21 protein-coding genes are annotated in these 22,468 nt (G+C 33.7%); 11 read left to right on the top strand and 10 right to left on the bottom strand.

Features of this window, described 5'->3' with window-relative positions; genetic code table 11:
- Nucleotides 1-37 precede the first annotated feature (37 nt).
- Both BN1066_RS09235 and BN1066_RS09230 read right to left on the bottom strand, forming a co-directional pair.
- Nucleotides 38-577, bottom strand: coding sequence for a GNAT family N-acetyltransferase (locus BN1066_RS09235; protein ID WP_077319167.1), 540 nt, complete (start codon nt 575-577; stop codon nt 38-40).
- A 198-nt stretch (nt 578-775) separates the two neighbouring features.
- Nucleotides 776-1,198 carry a hypothetical protein gene (locus BN1066_RS09230; protein WP_077319166.1) on the bottom strand — a complete coding sequence of 141 codons (423 nt, stop codon included), beginning with the start codon at nt 1,196-1,198 and terminating at the stop codon, nt 776-778.
- Nucleotides 1,199-1,881: 683 nt separating this feature from the next.
- On the opposite strand from BN1066_RS09230, the gene BN1066_RS09225 reads away from it, so the two are divergent.
- Nucleotides 1,882-4,176 carry a bifunctional metallophosphatase/5'-nucleotidase gene (locus BN1066_RS09225; RefSeq protein WP_245799753.1) on the top strand — a complete coding sequence of 765 codons (2,295 nt, stop codon included), beginning with the start codon at nt 1,882-1,884 and terminating at the stop codon, nt 4,174-4,176.
- A 300-nt stretch (nt 4,177-4,476) separates the two neighbouring features.
- On the opposite strand, the gene BN1066_RS09220 is transcribed toward BN1066_RS09225, so the two are convergent.
- From BN1066_RS09220 to BN1066_RS09205, 3 genes are all read right to left on the bottom strand, one after another.
- Complete coding sequence (locus BN1066_RS09220) at nt 4,477-5,349, bottom strand: MerR family transcriptional regulator (RefSeq protein ID WP_179104347.1); 873 nt, start codon at nt 5,347-5,349, stop codon at nt 4,477-4,479.
- A 603-nt stretch (nt 5,350-5,952) separates the two neighbouring features.
- On the bottom strand, nt 5,953-6,402 hold the full coding sequence (locus BN1066_RS09210) for a hypothetical protein (RefSeq protein ID WP_077319163.1): 450 nt from the start codon (nt 6,400-6,402) through the stop codon (nt 5,953-5,955).
- 212 nt (nt 6,403-6,614) lie between these two features.
- A complete protein-coding gene (locus BN1066_RS09205; RefSeq protein WP_245799752.1) occupies nt 6,615-6,908 on the bottom strand; it encodes a DUF2087 domain-containing protein in 294 nt (97 codons plus the stop codon).
- A gap of 341 nt (nt 6,909-7,249) precedes the next feature.
- On the opposite strand from BN1066_RS09205, the gene BN1066_RS09200 reads away from it, so the two are divergent.
- Both BN1066_RS09200 and BN1066_RS09195 read left to right on the top strand, forming a co-directional pair.
- On the top strand, nt 7,250-7,816 hold the full coding sequence (locus tag BN1066_RS09200) for a bifunctional transcriptional activator/DNA repair enzyme AdaA (RefSeq protein WP_077319161.1): 567 nt from the start codon (nt 7,250-7,252) through the stop codon (nt 7,814-7,816).
- Nucleotides 7,817-7,872: 56 nt separating this feature from the next.
- Nucleotides 7,873-8,379, top strand: coding sequence for a methylated-DNA--[protein]-cysteine S-methyltransferase (locus BN1066_RS09195; protein WP_077319160.1), 507 nt, complete (start codon nt 7,873-7,875; stop codon nt 8,377-8,379).
- Between the two features lie 742 nt (nt 8,380-9,121).
- On the opposite strand, the gene BN1066_RS21225 is transcribed toward BN1066_RS09195, so the two are convergent.
- From BN1066_RS21225 to BN1066_RS09170, 5 genes are all read right to left on the bottom strand, one after another.
- Complete coding sequence (locus BN1066_RS21225) at nt 9,122-9,397, bottom strand: DUF3658 domain-containing protein (protein WP_077319159.1); 276 nt, start codon at nt 9,395-9,397, stop codon at nt 9,122-9,124.
- 371 nt (nt 9,398-9,768) lie between these two features.
- On the bottom strand, nt 9,769-10,224 hold the full coding sequence (locus BN1066_RS09185; protein ID WP_077319158.1) for a GNAT family N-acetyltransferase: 456 nt from the start codon (nt 10,222-10,224) through the stop codon (nt 9,769-9,771).
- A 281-nt stretch (nt 10,225-10,505) separates the two neighbouring features.
- On the bottom strand, nt 10,506-10,814 hold the full coding sequence (locus BN1066_RS09180) for an HNH endonuclease (protein WP_083953821.1): 309 nt from the start codon (nt 10,812-10,814) through the stop codon (nt 10,506-10,508).
- A gap of 603 nt (nt 10,815-11,417) precedes the next feature.
- Nucleotides 11,418-13,220: a glutamine--fructose-6-phosphate transaminase (isomerizing) gene (gene glmS / locus BN1066_RS09175; protein ID WP_077319157.1), complete on the bottom strand. Its 1,803-nt coding sequence runs from the start codon at nt 13,218-13,220 to the stop codon at nt 11,418-11,420.
- Between the two features lie 719 nt (nt 13,221-13,939).
- Entirely contained in the window at nt 13,940-14,485 is a 546-nt protein-coding gene (locus BN1066_RS09170) for a DUF2812 domain-containing protein (protein WP_179104346.1), read from the bottom strand.
- Between the two features lie 524 nt (nt 14,486-15,009).
- On the opposite strand from BN1066_RS09170, the gene BN1066_RS09165 reads away from it, so the two are divergent.
- The 8 genes from BN1066_RS09165 to BN1066_RS09125 all read left to right on the top strand — a co-directional run bounded on the left by BN1066_RS09165 (nt 15,010) and on the right by BN1066_RS09125 (nt 22,256).
- The gene (locus tag BN1066_RS09165; protein ID WP_077319155.1) at nt 15,010-15,246 is read left to right on the top strand and encodes a hypothetical protein; all 237 of its coding nucleotides are present in this window, start codon (nt 15,010-15,012) and stop codon (nt 15,244-15,246) included.
- A 1,067-nt stretch (nt 15,247-16,313) separates the two neighbouring features.
- The gene (locus BN1066_RS09160; protein ID WP_179104345.1) at nt 16,314-16,934 is read left to right on the top strand and encodes a YIP1 family protein; all 621 of its coding nucleotides are present in this window, start codon (nt 16,314-16,316) and stop codon (nt 16,932-16,934) included.
- Between the two features lie 15 nt (nt 16,935-16,949).
- Nucleotides 16,950-17,138 carry a hypothetical protein gene (locus tag BN1066_RS09155; RefSeq protein WP_077319153.1) on the top strand — a complete coding sequence of 63 codons (189 nt, stop codon included), beginning with the start codon at nt 16,950-16,952 and terminating at the stop codon, nt 17,136-17,138.
- A 97-nt stretch (nt 17,139-17,235) separates the two neighbouring features.
- Complete coding sequence (locus BN1066_RS09150) at nt 17,236-17,742, top strand: stage II sporulation protein M (RefSeq protein ID WP_077319152.1); 507 nt, start codon at nt 17,236-17,238, stop codon at nt 17,740-17,742.
- Nucleotides 17,743-18,695: 953 nt separating this feature from the next.
- Complete coding sequence (locus BN1066_RS09140) at nt 18,696-19,535, top strand: hypothetical protein (RefSeq protein WP_143695770.1); 840 nt, start codon at nt 18,696-18,698, stop codon at nt 19,533-19,535.
- 3 nt (nt 19,536-19,538) lie between these two features.
- Nucleotides 19,539-20,249 (top strand): ABC transporter ATP-binding protein, encoded by a 711-nt coding sequence (locus tag BN1066_RS09135; RefSeq protein WP_077319149.1) that lies wholly within the window; start codon nt 19,539-19,541, stop codon nt 20,247-20,249.
- A gap of 372 nt (nt 20,250-20,621) precedes the next feature.
- Nucleotides 20,622-21,320 (top strand): ABC transporter permease subunit, encoded by a 699-nt coding sequence (locus BN1066_RS09130; protein WP_077319148.1) that lies wholly within the window; start codon nt 20,622-20,624, stop codon nt 21,318-21,320.
- Between the two features lie 3 nt (nt 21,321-21,323).
- The gene (locus BN1066_RS09125; RefSeq protein ID WP_077321424.1) at nt 21,324-22,256 is read left to right on the top strand and encodes an ABC transporter ATP-binding protein; all 933 of its coding nucleotides are present in this window, start codon (nt 21,324-21,326) and stop codon (nt 22,254-22,256) included.
- Nucleotides 22,257-22,468: the final 212 nt, after the last annotated feature.

Genomic DNA, 22,468 nt, shown 5'->3' with positions numbered 1-22,468 from the left:
ATCGTTTGTTCAACTACGGAATGTGTAGCCTGAACTGCTAATCTTGCATCGCCAAATATTCACGTTCAAGTATTCCCATATGGATGATATCATGCCACTTGCCATTGCGAAACAATGCTTGTCTACTTACACCTTCCTGTTTAAAGCCCATTTTATTATATAAATGAAGCGCCCTTTCGTTAAATGAAAATACGCGTAATGATACACGATGTAAATTCATTTCTAGAAAGGCATAATCAAGCAGTAATTTTAATGCCTCTTTACCAATTCCCTTTCCCCAATAATCTTTTTCGCCAATATCAATAATACATTCTGCGTTTCTGTTTTTTTGATCCATGTTAATTAATGATGTGATACCAATTGCTTTTTCATTAGCTTTATCCTGAATGATATAACTTTTGGATGAGCTTGAATTTAGGATAACTCCTTCAACAAAAGCTTTTGTTTCTGATAATGTGTACAAATCCAATAAGGGGTTGGTAGAAATCATTACATCAACATCATTTCTCCAAGAATGATATCGTTCTACATCCTCCATTGTCATTTTTCTTAATTTAATTCTTTTAGAAACAAACAAAAAGACTCCTCCTCTATATGTTCAAGTAAGTCTTACTGCCAGTTACATGCGGGATAAAAATTTTTATGATGTAAGTCATGATGGTTCATTCCATAACAGTTTTTATCTTTAGGCAGCTTATTCAGTTCATGAATAAATGTCTCCCACTTCCGTATTATCGCCCTACTAACACTAATTGTATCTGTAAAAAGTAATCCGTTATTCCAATCTTTCCTTTTTATCTTTTCCTAACGTCTTACCCCAGCTATAGAAAAGGTTGGAGTTCCATTCTTCATCGTTGGAAACGTCAACAAATTTACCTTTAGCTTTTTCAAATGCTACTACCCAACAAACTTCTTCATTATTTAATACTACTACTTCCAAGAGCTTTCCATTAATAGAAACGATAGGGGCTGTTACATTCACTCCAGATTCAAATAAATATATAATCCAGTCTAACTCCGATTCAATAGAATGTTTTTCATACATGGAACTCGGATAATACTTTATCATAAATGTTCCTCTGTCGCTGTTAACTTCAAAAACATTGTTTGTAAACCCGCCAAATTGTTTTAAGTCAGATAGATTAACGCCAAATCTTCTTGCTCCTTTAGTTAAAAGAACTTGATCTATAATTTTCAACCACCACCTTTTCTATAACTTACGAATAAGATAAGAATAAGTTTCATCATTAACAGCAAATAGTTTCCTATATCACTTTCTATCACTTAAATTGATATCATACGAAGAGGTTGAATCTCTTCGTACATTAGAACGGTTGAAATTTTTGCGTTGAAGTCAATTCAAGATAGTCAAAAATTTTTACGTTCTAAATATAAGTGTAACTAGGTTATCTTCTAAGCTATACTTGCCGCTAGCCAAGTTTTCTTTATTAGCTGTTGCTCTCTCCTTGGAAAAGAAAAACACTGTTCCTGCATGAGAAGAAGTTTTCAAGGAATCTATACCAGCACTCATGTACCTATCTGCATACAATCTGACAACTTGAAACTTCTTCAGATCAAATTTCGACCAGTTAAGACGTTCTAGCATCAGAGTTGCAAAAAGGATTTCTAAGACCTGAGATGAACACGATCTTTTTAAACTCTTTTTAAACTCACAATTTAAGGGAATATGAAGAACTTTAGATAAATATTGCACATTTTGGCAGGACTTTACAAGCAAAAATTGAAACTAATAATAGAGTACGAGAGTTTAATTCAAATAGGAGGAGGTTTTACTACAAATTTACAAAATTTTAACTCAATAATTACATCAACCTAATACATTTGAGCTTATGATAGAAATTAAAAGGAGGGAATCTAGCAGTGAAAAATAAGTTGTTTCGTAGTTTAATCGTAAAGTTTATGCTAACTTTAATACTATTCTTTTTGATGTTGCCAGTGCAATCATTTGCTGAATCGAAAGTACCCATTAAGGAAAATAATCCAGAAGAGTACACTCAAGCTGAAGCTAGCATACCACAGCAAGATGTAACGGAAACAGAAAATAAAACCGATCCTAATGAAAAGGCACAAGCTGATGAACAACCAACGAATCACGAAACTACATATACAGAAAAAACAGCAGAGCTAACAAAGGAAAAAGCGTTCAAAGAAACAGAACTACAAGAATTAGAGAAAGAACAACCAACAAGTGTAACACATCCAAACGACAACAAATCCCAAGCTAATGTTGAATCTATTTCATCTTCCTCTGAAGAAAACTTCGAGTTAACCGTTATGCATATGAATGATACGCATGCCCATTTAGATAATATGCCAAACATGTACACTGCTATCAAAGAAATCCGTGAAGAAGGCAGCTCTCTGCTTTTACATGGTGGCGATGTTTTTTCTGGTACATTATATTTTAATGAATATAAAGGTCAAGCAGATCTAGCATTAATGAATTTAATGGGATTCGATGCAATGGTTTATGGTAACCATGAATTTGACTTAGGTTCACAAGAAGGAAATCATCAGTCATTAGCAGCATTCGTTAAAGGTGCGAACTTCCCTTTATTAGGAACAAATGTTGACTTTTCAAAAGACACTCATATGAAAAATCTTGTACATGCAACACCTGCTGTTGAAAATGCAACCGGTGGAAAAACGTATCATAGTATAGTGAAAAATATCGATGGTGAAAAGGTAGGTATTTTTGGATTAACTACAGAAGATACAGCAGCCATTTCCAGCCCAATGAATGTACAATTTAAAAATTATCTACAGTCAGCAAAAGAAGCAGTGAAACAATTGAAGGATGCAGGTATTAATAAAATCATTGCAGTAACTCATTTAGGCTATGATAGTAATCCAGCAGTAGGAAATGACTTAAACCTAGCAGAAGTTAACGGAATCGATGTTATTGTCGGTGGTCACTCTCATACTGCGCTACAACAGCCTGTTATCGTTACAAAAGATAATAACGGCAATGACAAAGATCCTACAGTAATTGTACAAGCTGGTCAATACGCCGAGAATTTAGGACGACTAGATGTGGTTTTCGATGAGGAAGGAGTCCTTCAAAAACATCAAGGTAAATTGATCCCTGTAAAAGAAAAACAAGCAGATCGTAAAATAAGTGAGGCACTAAAGCCATATAGCGATAAAATCGAATCCATTCGAAATGAACCAAGTGGAGCTATTGCTCTAAAAGACATCTCTAACCCACGGCAAGAAAAACCAGGGGATGACAGTGTTCGCGCAAATGAAACAGAACTTGGAAACTTAGTTACAGACGCGATGTTAGCTAAAGCAAAAGAAAAATTTCCCGAAACCGTTATCGCCCTGCAAAATGGCGGTGGTATCCGTGCCCCAATACATAAAGGTGAAATTACAGTTGGTGAAATCATTGAAATACTCCCATTCGGAAACGATCCCGTTGTAGCAAGTGTTACTGGTAGTGAACTGAAAGAAATTCTCGAACATAGTGTACGTCTGGCACCAGCTGAAAACGGGGGGTTTTTACACGTATCTGGTATGAAGTTTATGTATGACAGCAGCAAAAAAGCTGGAAATAGAGTGCTAAACATGGAAGTAAAAAAAGATGATACATACGTTCCAATTAACATGGAAGTAAAATATATAATAACAACAAACCAATTTACTGCTCAAGGTGGAGACGGGTTTGATACATTTGCCAAAATTTATGCCGCCGGACGAGTTAAAAATATCGGTGAAATCGATTGGCAGCAGCTTCGTGATTATATGGTTAATGAAAAGTATTTAAATAGAAAAGTGGATCCGATTCGTGAAGGACGAATTATCGATATCACTCGTAATGAAGTACCTGAAAGCCCGGAAGAACTTAAAAATCCAGAAAATCCTAATGAAACACCGACAACATCTGAAAATCCAAAGGACGCTAAACAACCAGTAAAACCTGATAACAAAGACGAAACTCCCGATAAAGCGAGTGATGACAAGCCGGGAGTAAAGGATGATAATAAAAAAGGTGGTAGCATGATGGTTAACAATACGATTAATAAAGGTATAGGAGGAAAACAGTTGCCGAATACCGCAACACCAATCTATACGACATTATTAATTGGCAGCTTACTAGTTATCATTGGTGCAGCTATCTTCATATATAGAAGATATAAATTAAAAGAACAGTAGTTTTGGAACGGACCTATTACATTAATTTATAAGATTATGTAATAGGTCTTTTTGTGACGGATGTATACTGTAAACTTTGTTCTCCTATGCAGGAGAATTCCTTTTACACCGTTTTTTTTAGGATATTCATGACCAGTTTTTCCTATTGTACTGATAATCATTGATAACAAACGTATAACCTAATGGTCAGCTTTGCAATATAGAAATGAATTCTCCCTCTATCAAATGTTCCAAGAGCACCGCTTGATTGATCATAAAGTCTTAAAATAAAATCTTTGTGTTTTGATAACCCGTTTCTTTTCACATTTCTGAAATCTCACTTTTATATTTGTTATTTACACTTAAAAGCTGTTCTTGATATTTAGCATAGTCAGGACTTAACTTGCACATTGCAGGAATAAAAATATTATAATATCCACTTGATTGCATAAACTGTTTTAAACGATTAGAAAGTGGTTTGAATTTCAAAAATTCATCCGTGTTTTTTATACGATTATATTGTTGGATGATAGATTTATTTTCTCTTATCCAAGTTTTCGGGTTATTAACAAACTCTATCTTTTCTTTATTCCAGTTCGAAATCTCTTCATCGTTCATGGATAAATCAGTCATCAATAAAGTTACTTCATTCAATAGTTTTTGTATTTCCACTGATAGTTCCATTTCCTCCAGATTATCTAAGAATCTAATCACTTCATTATACGCTTCTTCTTGTTCAGTAGTCTCTATGGGAACTTCCAAATATGTACCGAAATGAAGGATAAATAATTTGCCAACGTATCCAGGAAATTTATGTAACAATCGCTCTTTTATGGATAAACTTTTTTCCATTGCCTCTAATTCCTTGTTAATCTCGCTCGGATGATGGCCTTCAACTAATTTCCTCAACAAAACTACTTTCCTTTGTAACATTGACTGCTGCAACTGTTTTGTTTCTTGCACTTGTAATAGCACTTGATTAGGTTCTTTAGAATTTAAAATTTCACTAATTTCACTTGTAGATAATTCCAGTTTTCTTAATAAGGAAATTTCCTTTAAAGTTTTTACATCATTATTTGAGAAAAAACGATAACCGTTCTCTTCTTTTATCGGGTCGATTAATCCTTTCGATTCATAGTATTCAATTGCCTTTCTAGTTAAACCTGTTTGTGCACAAACGTCTTTTATTTTCATCTTTCCACCTCCTGCTTTTACTCTAATGCACTCCCTAAGGGGCAGGTCAAGATATAAAGAAAAAACCTTCATGAAATAAGTCAAGAAATATTAGCTATCGGGTCTTCGTTTAATAACCAAGTCCATTCTGTTATAAAGCTCAGTTGCAAAACAGGGAGTGGCATATCCTCAGGACAAATATTAAATCTTTATCAAATCAAAAGTAACATTTTCAACTTCTATTGTGTTTGAATTATTCCAATCTGAATCCATACCATAATCTCCCTCGATTATTTTACCAAGGCTAATGTATAAACGTAATCCTCTTTGCGTTTCACCAACCTCCGATAAGCGAATTGGTTTAAGTGGATTGATTCCAAATATTTGAAATATCTCTAAAGCAGGTGAAGCAAATACCTGCAAGTTTCCATATAATTTGACAAGATAAGTAATAACAAAGCTCTATATCCTGTTATAAAAATCCCCTGTCTTATTCATATCAACTTCTAGCAACCAACTCCTTAAACGAATTTGTTTTATTTTTCCCCTAGTCATAAACTTTTTTCCTTTTCATCTACAGCCCCCAATTATAAGCTTATAATTCCTGGTCAAAAATATATACAGCTAATCTTCTTCTCTCTCAATGTTTAAACCCGGTATTTGATGAAGTAATTTCCGATAGTACTCAGAACGGATAGAAAATCCCCCACATTCTTCATGAGTGGTACATGAAAACCATGCAAAATTATTCTTAATAAAGGTTAAGTCTTCTGGCAAATTTGGTGCTACCCAATCATAAAGCGCATTTGCTGATTGCTGTAATAATTTACACGTATCTTGATTGGCTTCTATCACATAGATCGTTGCAGCTGGGCCTTTCGTTATCGTATGAGCCCATTCCTTTGCCTTATAAGTTTCAATTAGGTAAAGCGCAAATTTATCCAATACCTTTTGACTGTACTTCAATTCTTTTCTCGTTACAAAATAGAACTTATCTGAATTGTGACAGAGCAATCTTACTAATTGTTGATATATTTCTCCAGTAGGATTTTCAACTAAATTCCAATATTCCATTTCAGCACCCTTAATCTAATTATAATTAACACTAATACGTGGCTACTATAAAAAGTCTTAGCAACAGTAAATATAACCAATATAAATTACTCATTTGATAAGCATTTATTTAAATATAATGCCTATACATACATCCTCCTACATGTCTCACCTATACTCAGCTATTTTAGTTTACTTTAAACCCAACCCCTTCAATTTAATAGATATGCTAACTAATCTTTCACCCAGTATTTGGTACAATCCCTGCTACGCTCTATAAATCCATAGTCAATTAAATATCTTCTAAGAATAGCAAAATCACTGTATATAGCTTTTAATATCTCATTCACTTCCATTTCTGAGTAAATAATACTTGGTTCAAAATGCCTTGAAATATTTTGCATTACAATTAACTTTCTTTTTTCCTTACTTGGAAAAACATCCAGTCTCTCATCAATTCCCTGTTTAAAATATACCTCTAATATCTTTTTCTTTTCTTCTTCCGTAATTACATAGCGTTCATCCATAATAATTTTCCCCTCAGCAAATAACATTTTTTGATTGACTTTCTGCTTATTAAACTATCATAGTTCTTTAACCTCCGTTTTGGCTATGAGTAACGCAGGTGATATAATACATTTAAAATGTAATAGACCTTCTTGTCCTTGATTAGAAGAATGCTTTTCTTCGTGCGCCTCTCCACCTACTTATTTTTCCCATAAATCTGTTAGTCAAATTCCCCCATTACGTTTCTATAGTTACATCAATCATTTTCCTAAAAGTTTCATTATCTTGCGACGATGTTTTAAAACCATTCATTTAGACAAGTAAAGCCGTTATAATAAAAATGAATAAAAGAGGTGAAAAGATGAGAAGCTCCATAACAGAAGAGCAATGGCAAGCCATTATAACAAATGACACTTCTTATGATCATGTCTTTCTATACGGTGTCTGCTCAACGGGCATCTTCTGTCGTCCCTCCTGTAAAACGCGAAATCCCAAGAAGGAATATGTTCGTATCTTCAAAGATGCCCAGCATGCATTGGCAAAAGGATTTCGTCCTTGCAAACGGTGTAAACCATGCCAATTACGAATGCCAGATGAGGAATGGGTTCTGCAAATTAAAACGTATATTAACAAGCATTACCACGAACCATTAACATTAGCTCTGTTAGCGGACCATTGTCATGGCAGCCCTTACCATTTGCAAAGAACGTTTAAAAGAATCACAGAGATGTCACCAGCCAATTATATCCAACGTATACGGATAAAGCATGCAAAACGGGAATTGATCCAAACCAACCGCTCTATTGCAGAAATTGGTGTAAAAGTTGGATTACCGAATACTTCCTATTTCATTACCTTATTCAAACAACAAACAGGGAAAACCCCTAAACAATACCGAATAACTTTTGGAAAGGAGCAGCTGGAATAATAGGCTTAGATTATAGTAAAATGACCCAATATACTAAATTCAGGAGGCGATTGAAAATGACCGTTTATTCGACAACGTTTCATCATAATGGATGGAGTTTTAATGCAGCCGCAACGAGGAATGGATTGTGTTATTTAGGCCCACACCATTTAGCAGCAAATGAAATGAAACCATTTTTTCAAAGATATTTGCCAAATGAAAAAGTGGAAGAAAATGAAAACATACTGACCCCATACATAACTGAACTGAAGGAATATTTGGAAGGAAATCGGCAAGAGTTTGGATCAAAAGTCGATCTGTATGGTACACCCTTTCAGCAACAAGTCTGGAAAGCTTTGCAACATATACCCTTTGGAAAAACAGTTACTTATTCAGATATTGCAAAATTCATTGGAAAGCCACGTGCTGTACGTGCTGTCGGAGCAGCTATTGGAGCCAATCCAATATTCATCATTATCCCTTGTCACCGCGTTATTGGAAAAAACGGAACACTGACAGGCTTTCGAGGCGGACTCGATATGAAAAAGCAACTTTTATGGTTGGAAAAAGGAGAAAACAAATGAGAAAGTTCCTCGCCTTATCTATTAGAAGGAAACCATTATAATAGATGTATTAGAACTATAATCTATCTAACTATAAAAATGTAAGGGTTGTATAAGTACCTTAGGCTGTAGGACAGAAGCTAGGAAGAGTAGCGACGTATAAACTGTAGAACTTCTGGTGAGATAAAGCGAAACTTCATTCAAGGATTGCTTTTCTCTTTGAAACAGTAGATCAAAGGCTAAGTTTTGCAGGCGTCCTTGAAAAGAAAACCACTTTTCTACGTGCGATGTTTTGCTATCGAAGCTTTTCTTGTCCTTTCAACCCAAACGAATTGGGAATTTAGGAGCCGCGTTTCTCTCATAAAGTTCGCAAAACAATAAGTAGATTTTTCAAAATGAGAGAAATACGGCTCCTTACATTCGAGATTAAGAAAATATGCCTCTATCTAAAACAGGGGTGCGGCAAACCGCTATTAATCGGCCTTCCTTTAGATTTGAGCCGATATTGACTTTTCGTCCAAAGAAGAGCAAAGTTTACTAGGCGCTAAAGCTGGATATAAAAAAATTTAATACAAAAATTCTCCACATTAAACCAATTTTATAATTTCCGAACAGTACAAAACACCCTATAGATATTAGCACTCTTTTTCAAGTCTTTTATCTATAGGTGCCAGTTTATTTTGAAGTCATTCCTTTATTTATCCGTTGCATTTCTATTTTAACCATCAATATAACAAAATTAAATTAATTTCAATCTAATAATTTAAGATTGTCGGAGTTTCACGCTGTAAAACCTCATTACTCTTGGAACGCCTTCTATTTCAAAAATACCATTCATGATTAAATATCTTACTCTGTACTCAAAAAAAAAATCATCACCGATATACTGATTTAAATGTCCAATGACTTTACCAATAAGTCGAGCTGATTTTATAAATTCATTGCTTTTTCTCTTGTTATGCAACTTTTTGGCTGTATTGATTATATAGTCATCATAGTAGGCTTCATCAATACTGCGTACTTCCTTATTTGTCCATATCCTTAAAACTTCTTATTTAGTAGATATCTGTTCCCATTCCATTTCAAACTTTTTACGTTCTTCTTGAGTTAATAGAGGGCTTTTCCCATTATTTTGCTCATAGATCAATCTCAATTTATCCAATAAAATTTGCCCCGTAATAAATGAATAAAAATCATGATTTGGAGTATCAAACTAAACTCATTCCTCAATCTTGAATATATCGTCCTTAGCTTCTCAGAAGTGATCTGCGATATAACTTCTTATTGTTTCCCCGTTACAGTTTCTACTATGGCATAAAAGTATTCTTATATACATCCAACCCCCTGATGTATATCCTTCGTAAATTTTTATTATAATGTAACTATCAATATGACTAACCCATCTGATTGCTATTCATCTTCAGATACTACATAAAATTCTTTACTAAATCCAATGTTATTCCAAAATGTTTGTGCCGATATATTCTCTAAATCCACAAACACTTGAATATTAGAAACATCCTTTGCAAGCAGCCATTTTTTTAAGCTGTTGACAATTGTTTGTCCTACTTGCCGTTTACGATATTCTTGTACTACATACAGTTCGTCTATTAACCCCATATACCCTTGAGTTACCATATCTTTTTTAATTGATGCAACTCCATAACCAACTAATTGTCCGCCATCAAGTGCTATATGAACGGTTCCATAGTCGGACCGACAACATAAAGCAAGCTGCTGTTGAATAGCTTTCATTTCTTCGTTCGTTAACTTACAATCCGCTGTCTCTACACAATTTTCATTCCATAGTGAAACAACCTCAGACAAGTAATGACTTTCCGGTCGTAACGGCTTAATCTGCATCATAGTCAACTTTTCCTTTCTATGAAGATCATCATTTTTGTAATTTTACTAAAAATTCAATTTTATCCTTTAAGAAACTATCATCCCATTCAACCCCCCTTGACCTCTCATTTTTGTAACAAATTTACCTCATATATAAAGCCAAAATTTATATAAGTTCATCTTAAAGAAAGCTTTTACGAATATACTACTGAAGAAGTTATCTTTAATCAAACTTTATTTTAACTAATCCAACTTTAATTTAAATTGACATACCAATATTGCTCCATAGTAGCACCCTTTTCTTAAATGTTTCTTTCTCTAGCTTCCTCATCAAAAGATTTACCGTATATTAATTCATATTCTTTAAATCCTTCTATTGCCCAAAATGTATCATAGAAAGGAGTTCTATATGCTCTAATCCAATCCCACATTATTTCAGGATCGCTTACATTTGGATCCCCTATATGAAAGCGTTTACAAAGAAAAACTAAGTTATCAGCTGAGTCGTCACCACCCCCTAGCGCTTCAGGAACAATGTGACAACGTTCTAACCGAGCCTCATAGCCACATCTCCAACATCTCTCAGTGGCTTCACTTGCATCTACACTCAATCCACATTATCTACAATCTTAAACCAATAATCTGCAATTTGTTCTTTTGTTGTTCTTATATTTCCCATAATCAGTCCACCATTCACTTATCATTATATAAATAATTATCTACTTCACTAAAAATAGAATAGACCACCTTTCCTTACTGTAGCACATCTTAACTATCACCTACGTTATAGCCTGTCACCTTCATTAAACCAATAATCTCAAGAAGTTATTCTTAGAAAAATCCTGTTAGTCTTTCATATTGTTAGACAGCAAAGTCACTTCGATATTCCATAAAGTAGTTATCATATAATAGCTAATCATCTTTCTTTTAAACGCAAAAAACGCCCCTTTAGATAATCATATCCAAAGGGGCGAAACAGTGCAACTTATTTTAAACTTACAATGACTGTGCTTTGAAATAAAGTTTAATCAAAAAACCCACAAAGCCGTATTTTACCGCAACAGAAGAATCCATATTTTTTTACCGTGATTTCCGCTGCCCTCACTCCTTAAAAAACAACAACATCCGTTCGCTTATTTTAATTATAAGCGAACGGATGTTGTTTAAACAAGTTTATTGTTACTGAACACAAATCTACGTCTACAACAACCTATCTACTCCACTGTCACACTCTTCGCCAAGTTACGAGGTTTATCCACATCACAGCCGCGATGTAATGCAGCGTAATATGCTAACAATTGTAGCGGTACTACACTAACAAGCGGAGTTAATAGTTCATGGACGCGCGGAATTACAAATGCGTCAGTATCTTGCTCTAAACCTTTCATACTGATCACCATGTCACTTGCTCCACGAGCAACTACTTCCTGTACATTACCGCGAATCGCGTAATTTACATTTTCTTGAGTTGCTAGTGCAATAACTGGTGTTCCTTCTTCAATTAAAGCAATGGTTCCATGCTTTAACTCACCACCAGCAAAGCCTTCTGCCTGAATGTAGGAGATCTCTTTTAATTTGAGTGCCCCTTCCATACATACATGATAATCTGTACTGCGCCCGATAAAGAAAGCATTACGAGTAGTATCTAAATATTTACGTGTTAATTCTTCAATTGTATCTTTTTGAGCAGTTAGAACTTCCATCGCATTAGCAGCGATCGCAAGCTCTTGCATGGGATCAAAATCTATTGAAAATCCCTTTGTTTTTGCTGTGTCTACAGCCAAAATAGCTAAGACAGCGATTTGTGCTGTATATGCTTTCGTAGAAGCAACTGCAATTTCCGGTCCTGCATATAAATTTAGCGTATAATCCGCTTCACGAGAAAGGGTTGATCCTGGTACATTCGTTATCGTTAGTGTCGGATATCCCATTTCTTTAATCTTCACGAGAACGGCACGACTATCTGCTGTCTCGCCACTTTGTGAGATGAAAATAAATAGCGGTTTATCTGATAACAATGGCATATTATACGAAAATTCGCTGGCAATATGAACTTCTACTGGAATTTTAGCCAGCTTTTCAATAAATTCTTTTCCAACTAAGCCAGCATGATAGCTGGTGCCGGCTGCAATAATATAAATACGGTCACAATTATTCATTGCTTCTCGTACATTTTTATCCAGCTTTAGTTGGTTATCTTCCGTTTGATATTCATTTATAATTTTGCGCATAACAAATGGTTGCTCGTCAATCTCTTTTAACATGAAGTGAGGATAGGTTCCTTTTTCAATATCGCTAGCATCGATTTGTGCAACAAAAGCTTCACGATGAATAATTTGTCCATTTAAATCCTGTATTTCCACATAATTACGACGAACAAGTACTATTTCTTGATCATGGATTTCTAAATATTGATTCGTTAAGTTCAATGTTGCCATAGCATCACTAGCTACAACATTAAATCCATCACCTAAACCAACTAATAACGGGCTTTTATTTTTGGCAACATAAAGGGTATCATGATCCTCACGATCAATCATCGCAATGGCATAGGAACCTTTTAATTGACTCATTGCTTTTCGAAATGCTTCTGCTGTATCATTTATTTCTGTAAATAGCTTTTCGATCAGCTGAACAATAACTTCTGTATCTGTGTCACTTGCAAAATGAATATCCCGTAAATATTCTGCTTTTAAGTCCTGATAATTTTCAATTACTCCATTATGAACAAGTGTAAATCTACCAGACGCGCTTTGGTGCGGATGTGCATTCTCTTTACTTGGCACACCGTGTGTTGCCCAGCGGGTTTGACCGATTCCCATTGTTGCATGTATAGAGTTATCTACGCTTTCTCTTAGCGCTGCAATCCGGCCCTTTACTTTAAACAGATGAACTCCTTGATCATTTAAAGTTGCAATTCCCGCCGAATCATATCCTCGATATTCCAGCTTCTCCAGTCCGTTTAATAAAATCTCTTTCGTGTCATCCTGTCCAATATATCCTACAATTCCACACATATTATGTCCTCCTAAAAAAAAGGGGCAGGACAAACGAACCTTCTCTTTCAAATAGTGAAAATAGGGGGCGTTGTTCTGCCCCTTTCTCGTGATTGTTTATCATCTTGCCTTTTTCCTTTGTCCAACAAGTTGCCTCGTCGTTTTAAGAAAAAGCGTAACGATTGAGATGAACAATCGGGAGGCACCCGCCGAAAACTCGATAACCTCCAACCTCGTCAACTATGCTTGTTAGCGAACGATGCATAGTCCTGGCGCTTTAAACTAAAAATCTCCTCTTTCAGGCTCCTTTCTATCTTTAAATCATTCCACCATCACATTTTAACCTTGATTTAGTTATTACGTCAATCATTTTTTTAATGATTATTTATATTTTATGATTAAAATCTATTTGCGTTCCTTCGAGGAATATAAAGTAAATCTTCAATCAGTGAGGATTTTCTTTTTTTACCTCCCGCTTATTGTTAGAATGAACAAAATTGGCATTTAACTTGCAGTTGGATCCTCTTATCCCCTCTAAGTTTCACCCCGTAGTATAAGTAAGGCTGTTACTGCCAGTTACATGTGGGATCAGGTAAAACTTCATTTCAGCAATGTTTTCCTCAACCGCTACTAATTGTTTAACAAATTAGGATTAGATCCATCCCCACTTTGATTCTCCGTATTCTCTTTCTCTCTTAGATACAAAGTAAAAGAAAAAAGTACCTGTAATTGGTACTTTTTCACAAAAATTTCTTATTTGTTTGATATAATCGCACAGCTGAATACATAGTGAGTAACCATAAAATAATACTAGTAACGGAGACAGCCAACCAAAATGACATTGGAGAAAAGGTGAGTGTATCATTATAAAAAAACACCGTAATACTGATCAGAGTAAAAAATAGAATCGTAGTAAGAAATAGATAGATGAACAAGCCTATATAAAAGTACAGCAACTTACGATTTCGCTTAATTATTCCATCCCGAATTGGGAATGCTTTTAAATCTTTCGTGTGTCTTTTATTTTGAAGAATGCACCAGCTGCCTTTATGGCAAACCGCCCTCCATCCATTATATTGCAAGGTATTAGAAAACAAATGCTTCTTGGTCTTATCATAAGCGATATGATAGTGAATTACCTGAGAATCGTTCCCCTCTTGAAAAATAAATAATCGTTTTAATGGTCGTATATCTTCCAAAAAGTAACCTTGCAATGCCATTATTTGTAACCAGTTTTCTGTTTTCTTTGCATCATAACTCCAAAACGGCTTATAATATTTTTTCACTCTTATGGCCTCCATCCCCGCCAATATTTATGAAGTTATTTTTTCCCCCTTTAAATTAAACATATGCCCTTATTTATAAATTATGACGTTTAATAAAAATCATGCATGATTGATATGTCAGAGCCTTTTCTTATATACAATGTTAAACTTAAGAATTTCTATCTTTAGACTCGCAAGTTTTGTACAGCTACATCATCAATTATGCCACTCCCTTTATTACGTTTTACACATTTTAATTTACATATTCATTTTCCTATGATAAATTTCTCTCCAACCTATATCTAACTCCTGCGTGGATTTTCCGTTCTTCGTTTGTGTAGCAATTCTACCTCCCCATAACTCATTTTGATTATGGTTAGGAGGAAAAACATTAATAGAAAAATTGATACATATTTTTTTGTTATTTTTTGTAATAAATAGAAATAAATGGTTGAGTTACTTCGTACAAAGATGTATAATATAGGCAAATTTTTTAACTTCCTGGTGTAATATCCATGAAGTTTATATAGAAAGGTGAATATACTATGCTGTATAAAGCGTTTAACTTCGGTCTTTCTCTAACTATATCTGGTTTTATTATGATATTTTTTGCAAGAATTATATCAGATGCAAGTCTTGTTGGGTATGAAACCGATATAGATGATTTTTTTGGTATTTTTGATATTAGTGCATATTACATACCTTTTTCATTTTTAATCATTGGCTTACCTTTTGTAATTATTATTCCTTTCATATGGCTTGCTAGATGGGCTAAAAAATAAATAAGTGGGGCTATCACAAAAATAATAACCTTTGTGACAGCCCCAATATTTATTTGAGTATTATTCTGGATTCTACTCCTGTTTTCTTTTTAATAGTTACCGTCTTTTTTTCTTTGTTTTGGATTTACGCCCATCAATGCTAACCCATTGTCTCATAGTTACTTTATAATGTATTGATAATCAATGGCCATATAACTCATACTAATACTAGCCTGTTTGCCGTATTTATTCATCTAGCCTACGCGCTTTGTAATACTTAACTGGACATTCCTACAATATGTCTACGTCTTTAAATTACTAGAATGGTGATAACCGATGTTTTCCGCATCGTATGTATGTGTGTCAATATAGACCGCTGCAGCTCCAATATGCGGTAGACCTTTCGTTATCATATATGGCCGTCTCCTTTTTGACTTTTAAATAAATACTCGTCCAGGGTTCAGCCTTCTGTATACCGTTCTATTTTGTCCCGTATCGTGCTATATCCACTTCACGCCTGTTTTTCCGTCTTACCCATAAATCATAAACTCGCTTTTAGACTAAATCATTTGCCCTAACCCGGTATTCCTGTCGATCAAGAAAATCAGCACGTCACACTGTACCAGTTCTGACATTTTGGTGTACGTTTATAGCCACGCTTGATAGACAGTTTAAAATTTCTTAGATTTCTTCTGCTGTCCGTAACGGCTGTACATTGACAATGCGGTCTTTTTGGTCATGTTTTCCCCTCTTCATTTATGTATTAATATGTATTAAAAATCATATTTCATAAGGTAACATTACATTTATCATGATAAAAAATTGGAAATCCCATCAAGTTAATATAAAAAATGTATGTTTTTATCTAGTTTATTACATTTATGTGTAATACTTGATTTAAAACTTCCATGTCCATCAAAAGCTTGGAGCAGTGACGCTAACATCTAATTAAGAAATTCGAAAATATTCTATTTTAATAAATCGAACATTGACAATTATTGATTGTTTTGTAATTTTTCTGTAAAAAATGTCGAATTATTACATTAACTAAGATATAGTAGAAATTGAGAAAGGAGGACATATCTAAATTGTTTGAATGGTTCAAAGTTTTATATAAACCTATAGATACCTTGGAAAAGATTCGAAAGCCTAGTGTAAATACAACAGTTATCATCTTATTTATGGCAATTATTCAGGGGATCGTTGTCTATAACCTAATTAATTCAGATTTATTAATTCAAATGGTTGATATAGAAGAGAATATTCCCCAAGGATTACTAGTTTCTATTATCACAGTTTTCCAATTGTTCGTTACCTTTATTAATGTGGTGGTAATGACGCTTATTTTTAAACTTATTAGTAAGTTTTTTTTTGGGTCTATAAATATTGCAAAATTAATGTATCTTGTACTTCTTTCTCAAATTCCCATATTTATCGGGTTACTAATTAACTCTTTTTTTACCACAAGTATGACTTCTCAGGGAACTATTCTGTCAGTATTTAGTCTTGGATATTTAGGTTCTCTATTTACGGAAAACGATTTATTACTACAAACCATGAACGTTTTTGAACTATTTGATGTCTGGGCTGCACTTATTATAGCTAGAGGTTTATATGTTTTTGGAAGTACAAAAAGCTTAAAGTCTAGCTTTATTATTGCGTTTTCCTTCTACTTTACTATAAGTATTATGACAACATTACTGCTTTGAAAGGAGGTGAAATAAATGATAGACACATTAAATGCACTAGTAGCCCTTGGCATCCCACAAAGTGCGGCTAAGGTAGCTGCAAACATGGTAGACGCAGGAATGGCTATTGGATCTATCGTGACTATGCTTAGCGGAATGGGCGTTGGTCTAGCTGCGCTTAGAATGGCCCTTCGTAAATCTGGGAAAAAAGCTATTGTAGGTTAATTTACTTCGTTTAGTCTAAATCACATTAGTTGGGGCTAAGAGGTAAACTATTATCTTAGCCCTTTACTATGTTTTTTATGCAACCAGGGGGGATATTATGAAGTTACTCTTTAATTTTAAGGTGTTATGTGGTTTATCAATATTGTTATTTGGCAGTTCTTTTTTAATTGGTTATCTTATGGGAGAATATACATCTATAGTGAAAAACCAAGAAGAGTTAATCATACATACCCCAGGTTTAGAATTAACTTTAGACTTATTTACAAATAATATAACTATCTGTCTATTATTATTGTTGGGAATTGTTACCTTTGGAATTCCTACATTGTTCTACTTATTGCTAAATGGGTTTGTATTGGGTATAGGAGTAAATGATTTAATTAGTATAGGAATACCTTTGAATGAATTTTTTATGAAATTGTTACCTCATGCTATACTAGAAATACCTGCCTTTATCTTGTCAGGAGCTATTGGGTTATATGGATTTACTTTTTATTTAGGATATAGAATCCAAATAAGACCATTTTTAAACTATACGATAATTATAATAACAATGATATCATTAGCTGCATTTATTGAAGGATATATTTCAACTTCCTTTTAAAAGTCGGTGATAAACGTGAGAGTATTATGGAATTGGATAAAATGGAAGACATACATAAGATGGAAAGATACGTGGGGTACTTTTTTTTTCACAAAAGGGAAAGTCAGTTCAACCATAGGTCTTATAGCTGTTTTAATAGACTGTGTTAAAGCTTTATTTTTCTCTGTTGCTTATTACTCAGTATTTAAGTTGGTTTTATTAAATAGATCTATAACTCAATTTGAGAGTGAAACACCTATAATAAAATTCTTTTTGCAGGAATTAGCTATAATACAAAATAATGAAATCTATTTTTGGAACTTATACTGGTTAGTCTTATTTATCTTTTGCTTGTTCGTTGGCTACAAATCTTCCAGGTGGGCTCAATTTTCGGAGGATAAATTTCTACTAGAAAGTCACTTAGGTCTGCCTGATAGACAAGTAAATTTCTTTTTATTCCTAGAATCAATAGCTTGGAATTTTAGGACTTTTATAATGAACCTATTGTCATTAAATATAGCCTTGTTACTTGCAACAAACTCCAGTTTTTTTGATATTTTCATTTATATATGTAGTTCAGTTCTATTATATATATTTCTAAGTTTATTATTTACATGTTTACATTATTTATACGTGGTTTACCGTACTCATTGGATAAATGGTAGATTTCTAATTTTTCAATTAATCTCAACTAAACTTCTCGCTATTTATATAGGATTCCTATCAGCATCTCAACTATATAATTGGGTCCAACAAGCACCTTTTTTTCTAATGAATTTACTTCACAGGAATTAAATGATTGGTATTTTATGGGGATTGAGAGGGTCGAGGAATTATTATTTTTTCCTATAAGGTTTGTAGGTCTTCCTCATAATTTTTGGAGTATTAATCTGTATCATGATAATTTACTAGTATTATTTATTTGTTTATGTGTTATTTTTATTATAATCATCTTCGTTTACAAATCTATAAGTATGGTTAAAATTGATACGTATAGTACTAATACAGGCTATGTTATTTTACCTATTTTGGAAAAAATACATCATTGGTTTTTGTTTAACACAGGGATTGTGAGGAAAAACGCCAATTATTTAAAAACATTTTATAGATCTCCCCTTATGTTAAAAAAAATAAACGGTTTTGGTGGAGATTTGCTCTTTTGGATTTTAACTGGAGTTTTTGCAGGATTATTAGGAGGTGTTTCATTTGAGGGAAAAGGGGGAGTGTTGTTCATATTTCTTCTTAGTTATTATCATGTTTTTTTCTATTGTGAAAGCTTCTTCTCATCTTATAAAGGTTTAATTTCATTAGATGGTGAAGGTCAAAATGCCTTGTTATACTCATATACTATTGATAATTTATGGATTCTATTAAAGAAAAAAATATTCACAGCAAACATATACATTGGGACAACCCTTCTATTCAGTGATATAGCGATTTTTTTGATTTCCTCTACTGACCTTATAGTTATGATATGGATACTAATAAATCAGTTCATTGTAATGGCAGCCTTTAATATACTGCTTTTTATCCCTAGCGTATATAATCCTCATTTTAACTTTTTTAATATTGAACAGCTAGACGATTACGCTGATAGAAAGTTCACGTCATCGACTGTGACACTAACAATCGTTGGAATATTATTACCAATAATGATGATACCATGTATTTTTTACATGATTGGTAGTTTTGATTTAAAAGCTCTGTTACTATTCAATGCTTTGAGTCTTTTGATGATTATTGCAATAATGATTCCTGTATTACTTATGTTAAAAAAAAGAACTATTAAAAAGGATTTAATGTTTTCGAGGTGAATTATGAAAGATCAAAACAGAACGATACTAGAAGTATCCAATTTGGTTAAAAAGATAGGCCAGCAACACATTCTACAAAATATTTCATTTAAAATCCCAGGTAGAAGTAAAGTGGGATTTTTAGGGTTGAATGGAGCGGGAAAGACCACTACTTTAATGGCTATAAGCCATATTATTTCTGTAGACGAGGGAAATATCGTTATAGATGGAAAGCAAATGGCTCATGACAATAGTAATTCTATCATGTTTTTACCTGACAATCCGTTAGTGTATCCAGTATTAAAAGGTAATGAATATTTGTCCTTTATGAGTGAACTGCTAGATTTTGACATACAAGAAACATACCCTTTGATTGAGAAATTAAGTTTACAGGAGGTAATTAACCGAAAAATAGGTGACTATTCTTTAGGGATGAAGAAAAAAATTTCCCTAATACCTCTATTAATAAAAAATCCTAAAGTAATGCTATTAGATGAATTCATTTCTAACATAGACCCTATAAGCATGAGAGAAATAAAAAAAGAACTAAATACGTATGTTCAAAAGGGTAATAGCCTTGTTTTATCAACTCATCAGTTAGATGTTGTACAAAATTATTGTGATTACGTATTGATTATAAATCAGGGTAAGATCGTAAGTAACCTAACCAGGGTATCAGAAATCTTACAGACCTATGGTTCCCTAGAAGAGTATTTTGAAGGAAACATAGAGTAATTCATTAGACAGGAGGAATCCGTACATTGATTCTATTGCTTATATTGACGATTGTATGTGCTGTTATGACTATCATATCTTGGAATAATAAAAATGCAAGAAATACCTATGCTGTTGCTACAATATTTATGATTATTATTTCTACCATCAATTTTATTATAGTTGAAGCTAATTAGATAAATATTATTGAAGTTGTCCTACATGCATTATAGGTTTTGAAAATTCATCTTTGAACTTGAAAGGCTTACTCCAACTTTGCATAACCTGTTTCTAAACTTGATTAACATTACCTAAACTCAAAGATTAGTCCGCAAAGTGGATCTTGTGTGTAACAATTTAGGTACAGTAAAAATTTTATGATGGGGAATGAAAATGGTTACAGTGTTATATAGGGAATTTATTAATTCTTTCAAGAGTATCCGATCAATATTAATTATTCTTTTTTTGACTTTTGTTTCTTACCAGTCAGCCAATTTTTTAGAAAACAACCAAGACATTATCAATATCTTTCTTGAAGAAGGTCTTGATGAGAATACGATCTATAATGTGTCGATATCATTCATTATCCTCTTATTTGGATTTTTGTTTGTGTCTACAATTTCTCACGACCTCATTAACAGTGAAACAGAAATGAATACAATACGGTTGCTTGTTACAAAAATCTCAAGATTAGAAGTTATGCTCGGGAAATTAGTGGGAACACTGCTATTCTGGATTGCAATAATCTCAATTTCTTACGCTATAGTTTTTGCGCTTTCCGGCACATGGTCGATGAATAAATATTTGCAGACACTCGTATTATTGTTTTATATCATCTGTTTCGTGCTTTTAATCTCAACGATTATTACGAAGGCTAAATTATCTATGTTTCTTGGAATCTTTTCCGGTATTTCCTTGCCTATAATAGGTCTGGTAGCCACTATGTCGAATGAATGGTATTGGATGCCATTCAAATATATCTTACCTTTTAATTATTTGTCTAAACCGTTTGGTTATATGTTTATCCCATTTGCTGTAGCGATGACTCTCTTTGGCATATCTATGTTGATCATAAAAAGAAGGGACTTGTAAGTGATGAATGCAATCGAAGTGAACAATCTAACCAAAAATTACGGTGCTACAGAAGTTCTAAAGGGAATTCAATTAACAATACAAAAAGGAGAAATATTTGGATTCGTTGGCCATAATGGTTCGGGAAAGTCAACATTTATCCATATACTAACAGGCATTTCTAACAAAACTTCGGGCTCCTTCGAAATCCTGGGGGTACCGGATAGAAAGCTAAATCAAGTGAAGAAAAGAATAGGCGTAATGCCAGATGTAGCGAACCTGTACCATCATATGAGGGGCATAAACTTTCTAAAATATATGGGGAGCTTGGTTAAGGATCAACGTTCAGAACGAAAATACGAAATACTTTTACACGAGTTGGGATTACAAGGTGCTGAAAGGAGAAAAATAAAAACCTATTCCTTCGGTATGAAAAAGAAAATCAGTATTGCCCAAGCACTTTTAGGGGACCCCGAATTGATCATTCTTGACGAACCCACCTCCGGGCTTGATCCAGAATCAACTATAGAAATTCGAAAGGTTATTAAACGACTGCAAGAGCAGGGAAAAACGGTTTTTCTGACGTCTCATAATCTTGATGAAATTGATAAAATCAGTGATAGAGTAGGAATTTTAAGCGACGGCATCATCAAGAAATTGGGTACGCCACGAGAATTGAAATCGGCAACTAAGGAAGGAATCAGGATCTCTGTTAGAACAAAACCCGTCCTCACAGTTGATAAAATTCAAGAGCTTAATACCAAATTTAAGATAAATGTAACTTTCGTAGAAATTAATAAAAAAGTCACACGGCTAAATATAACATCTGATGATGAGATTTCCAGGTTGTCCAAAGCGTTATTCCAATCAGATTTTTCCCTTTACGAGATAAAAATTGACGAAAATTCATTAGAAGATGTGTTTATGAACTCCCGATCGATAAAAAATAATGCTTAAGCCTGTTCAGCCGGCACCATTGAAAGAGGTTGCCATTAAGCACTGGACATAAAAAGCTCCTCCTAGAAATAACAGATTTTATTTTTTTAATCTGTCTACCTAAGGGAGCATATCATTTTGGTGAGGGTTCTTTTTTATGGGGAGCATAAAAAGTTTCGTGTGATGGATATCAATTCCAATAAGAAAAAGAATCATTTATGTAAGACTTTTCT

Source organism: Virgibacillus proomii (assembly GCF_900162615.1).
Lineage (GTDB): Bacteria > Bacillota > Bacilli > Bacillales > Amphibacillaceae > Virgibacillus > Virgibacillus proomii.
Note: the sequence above shows the minus strand (reverse complement) of the source record. Positions and strands in the feature narration are given on the sequence as shown.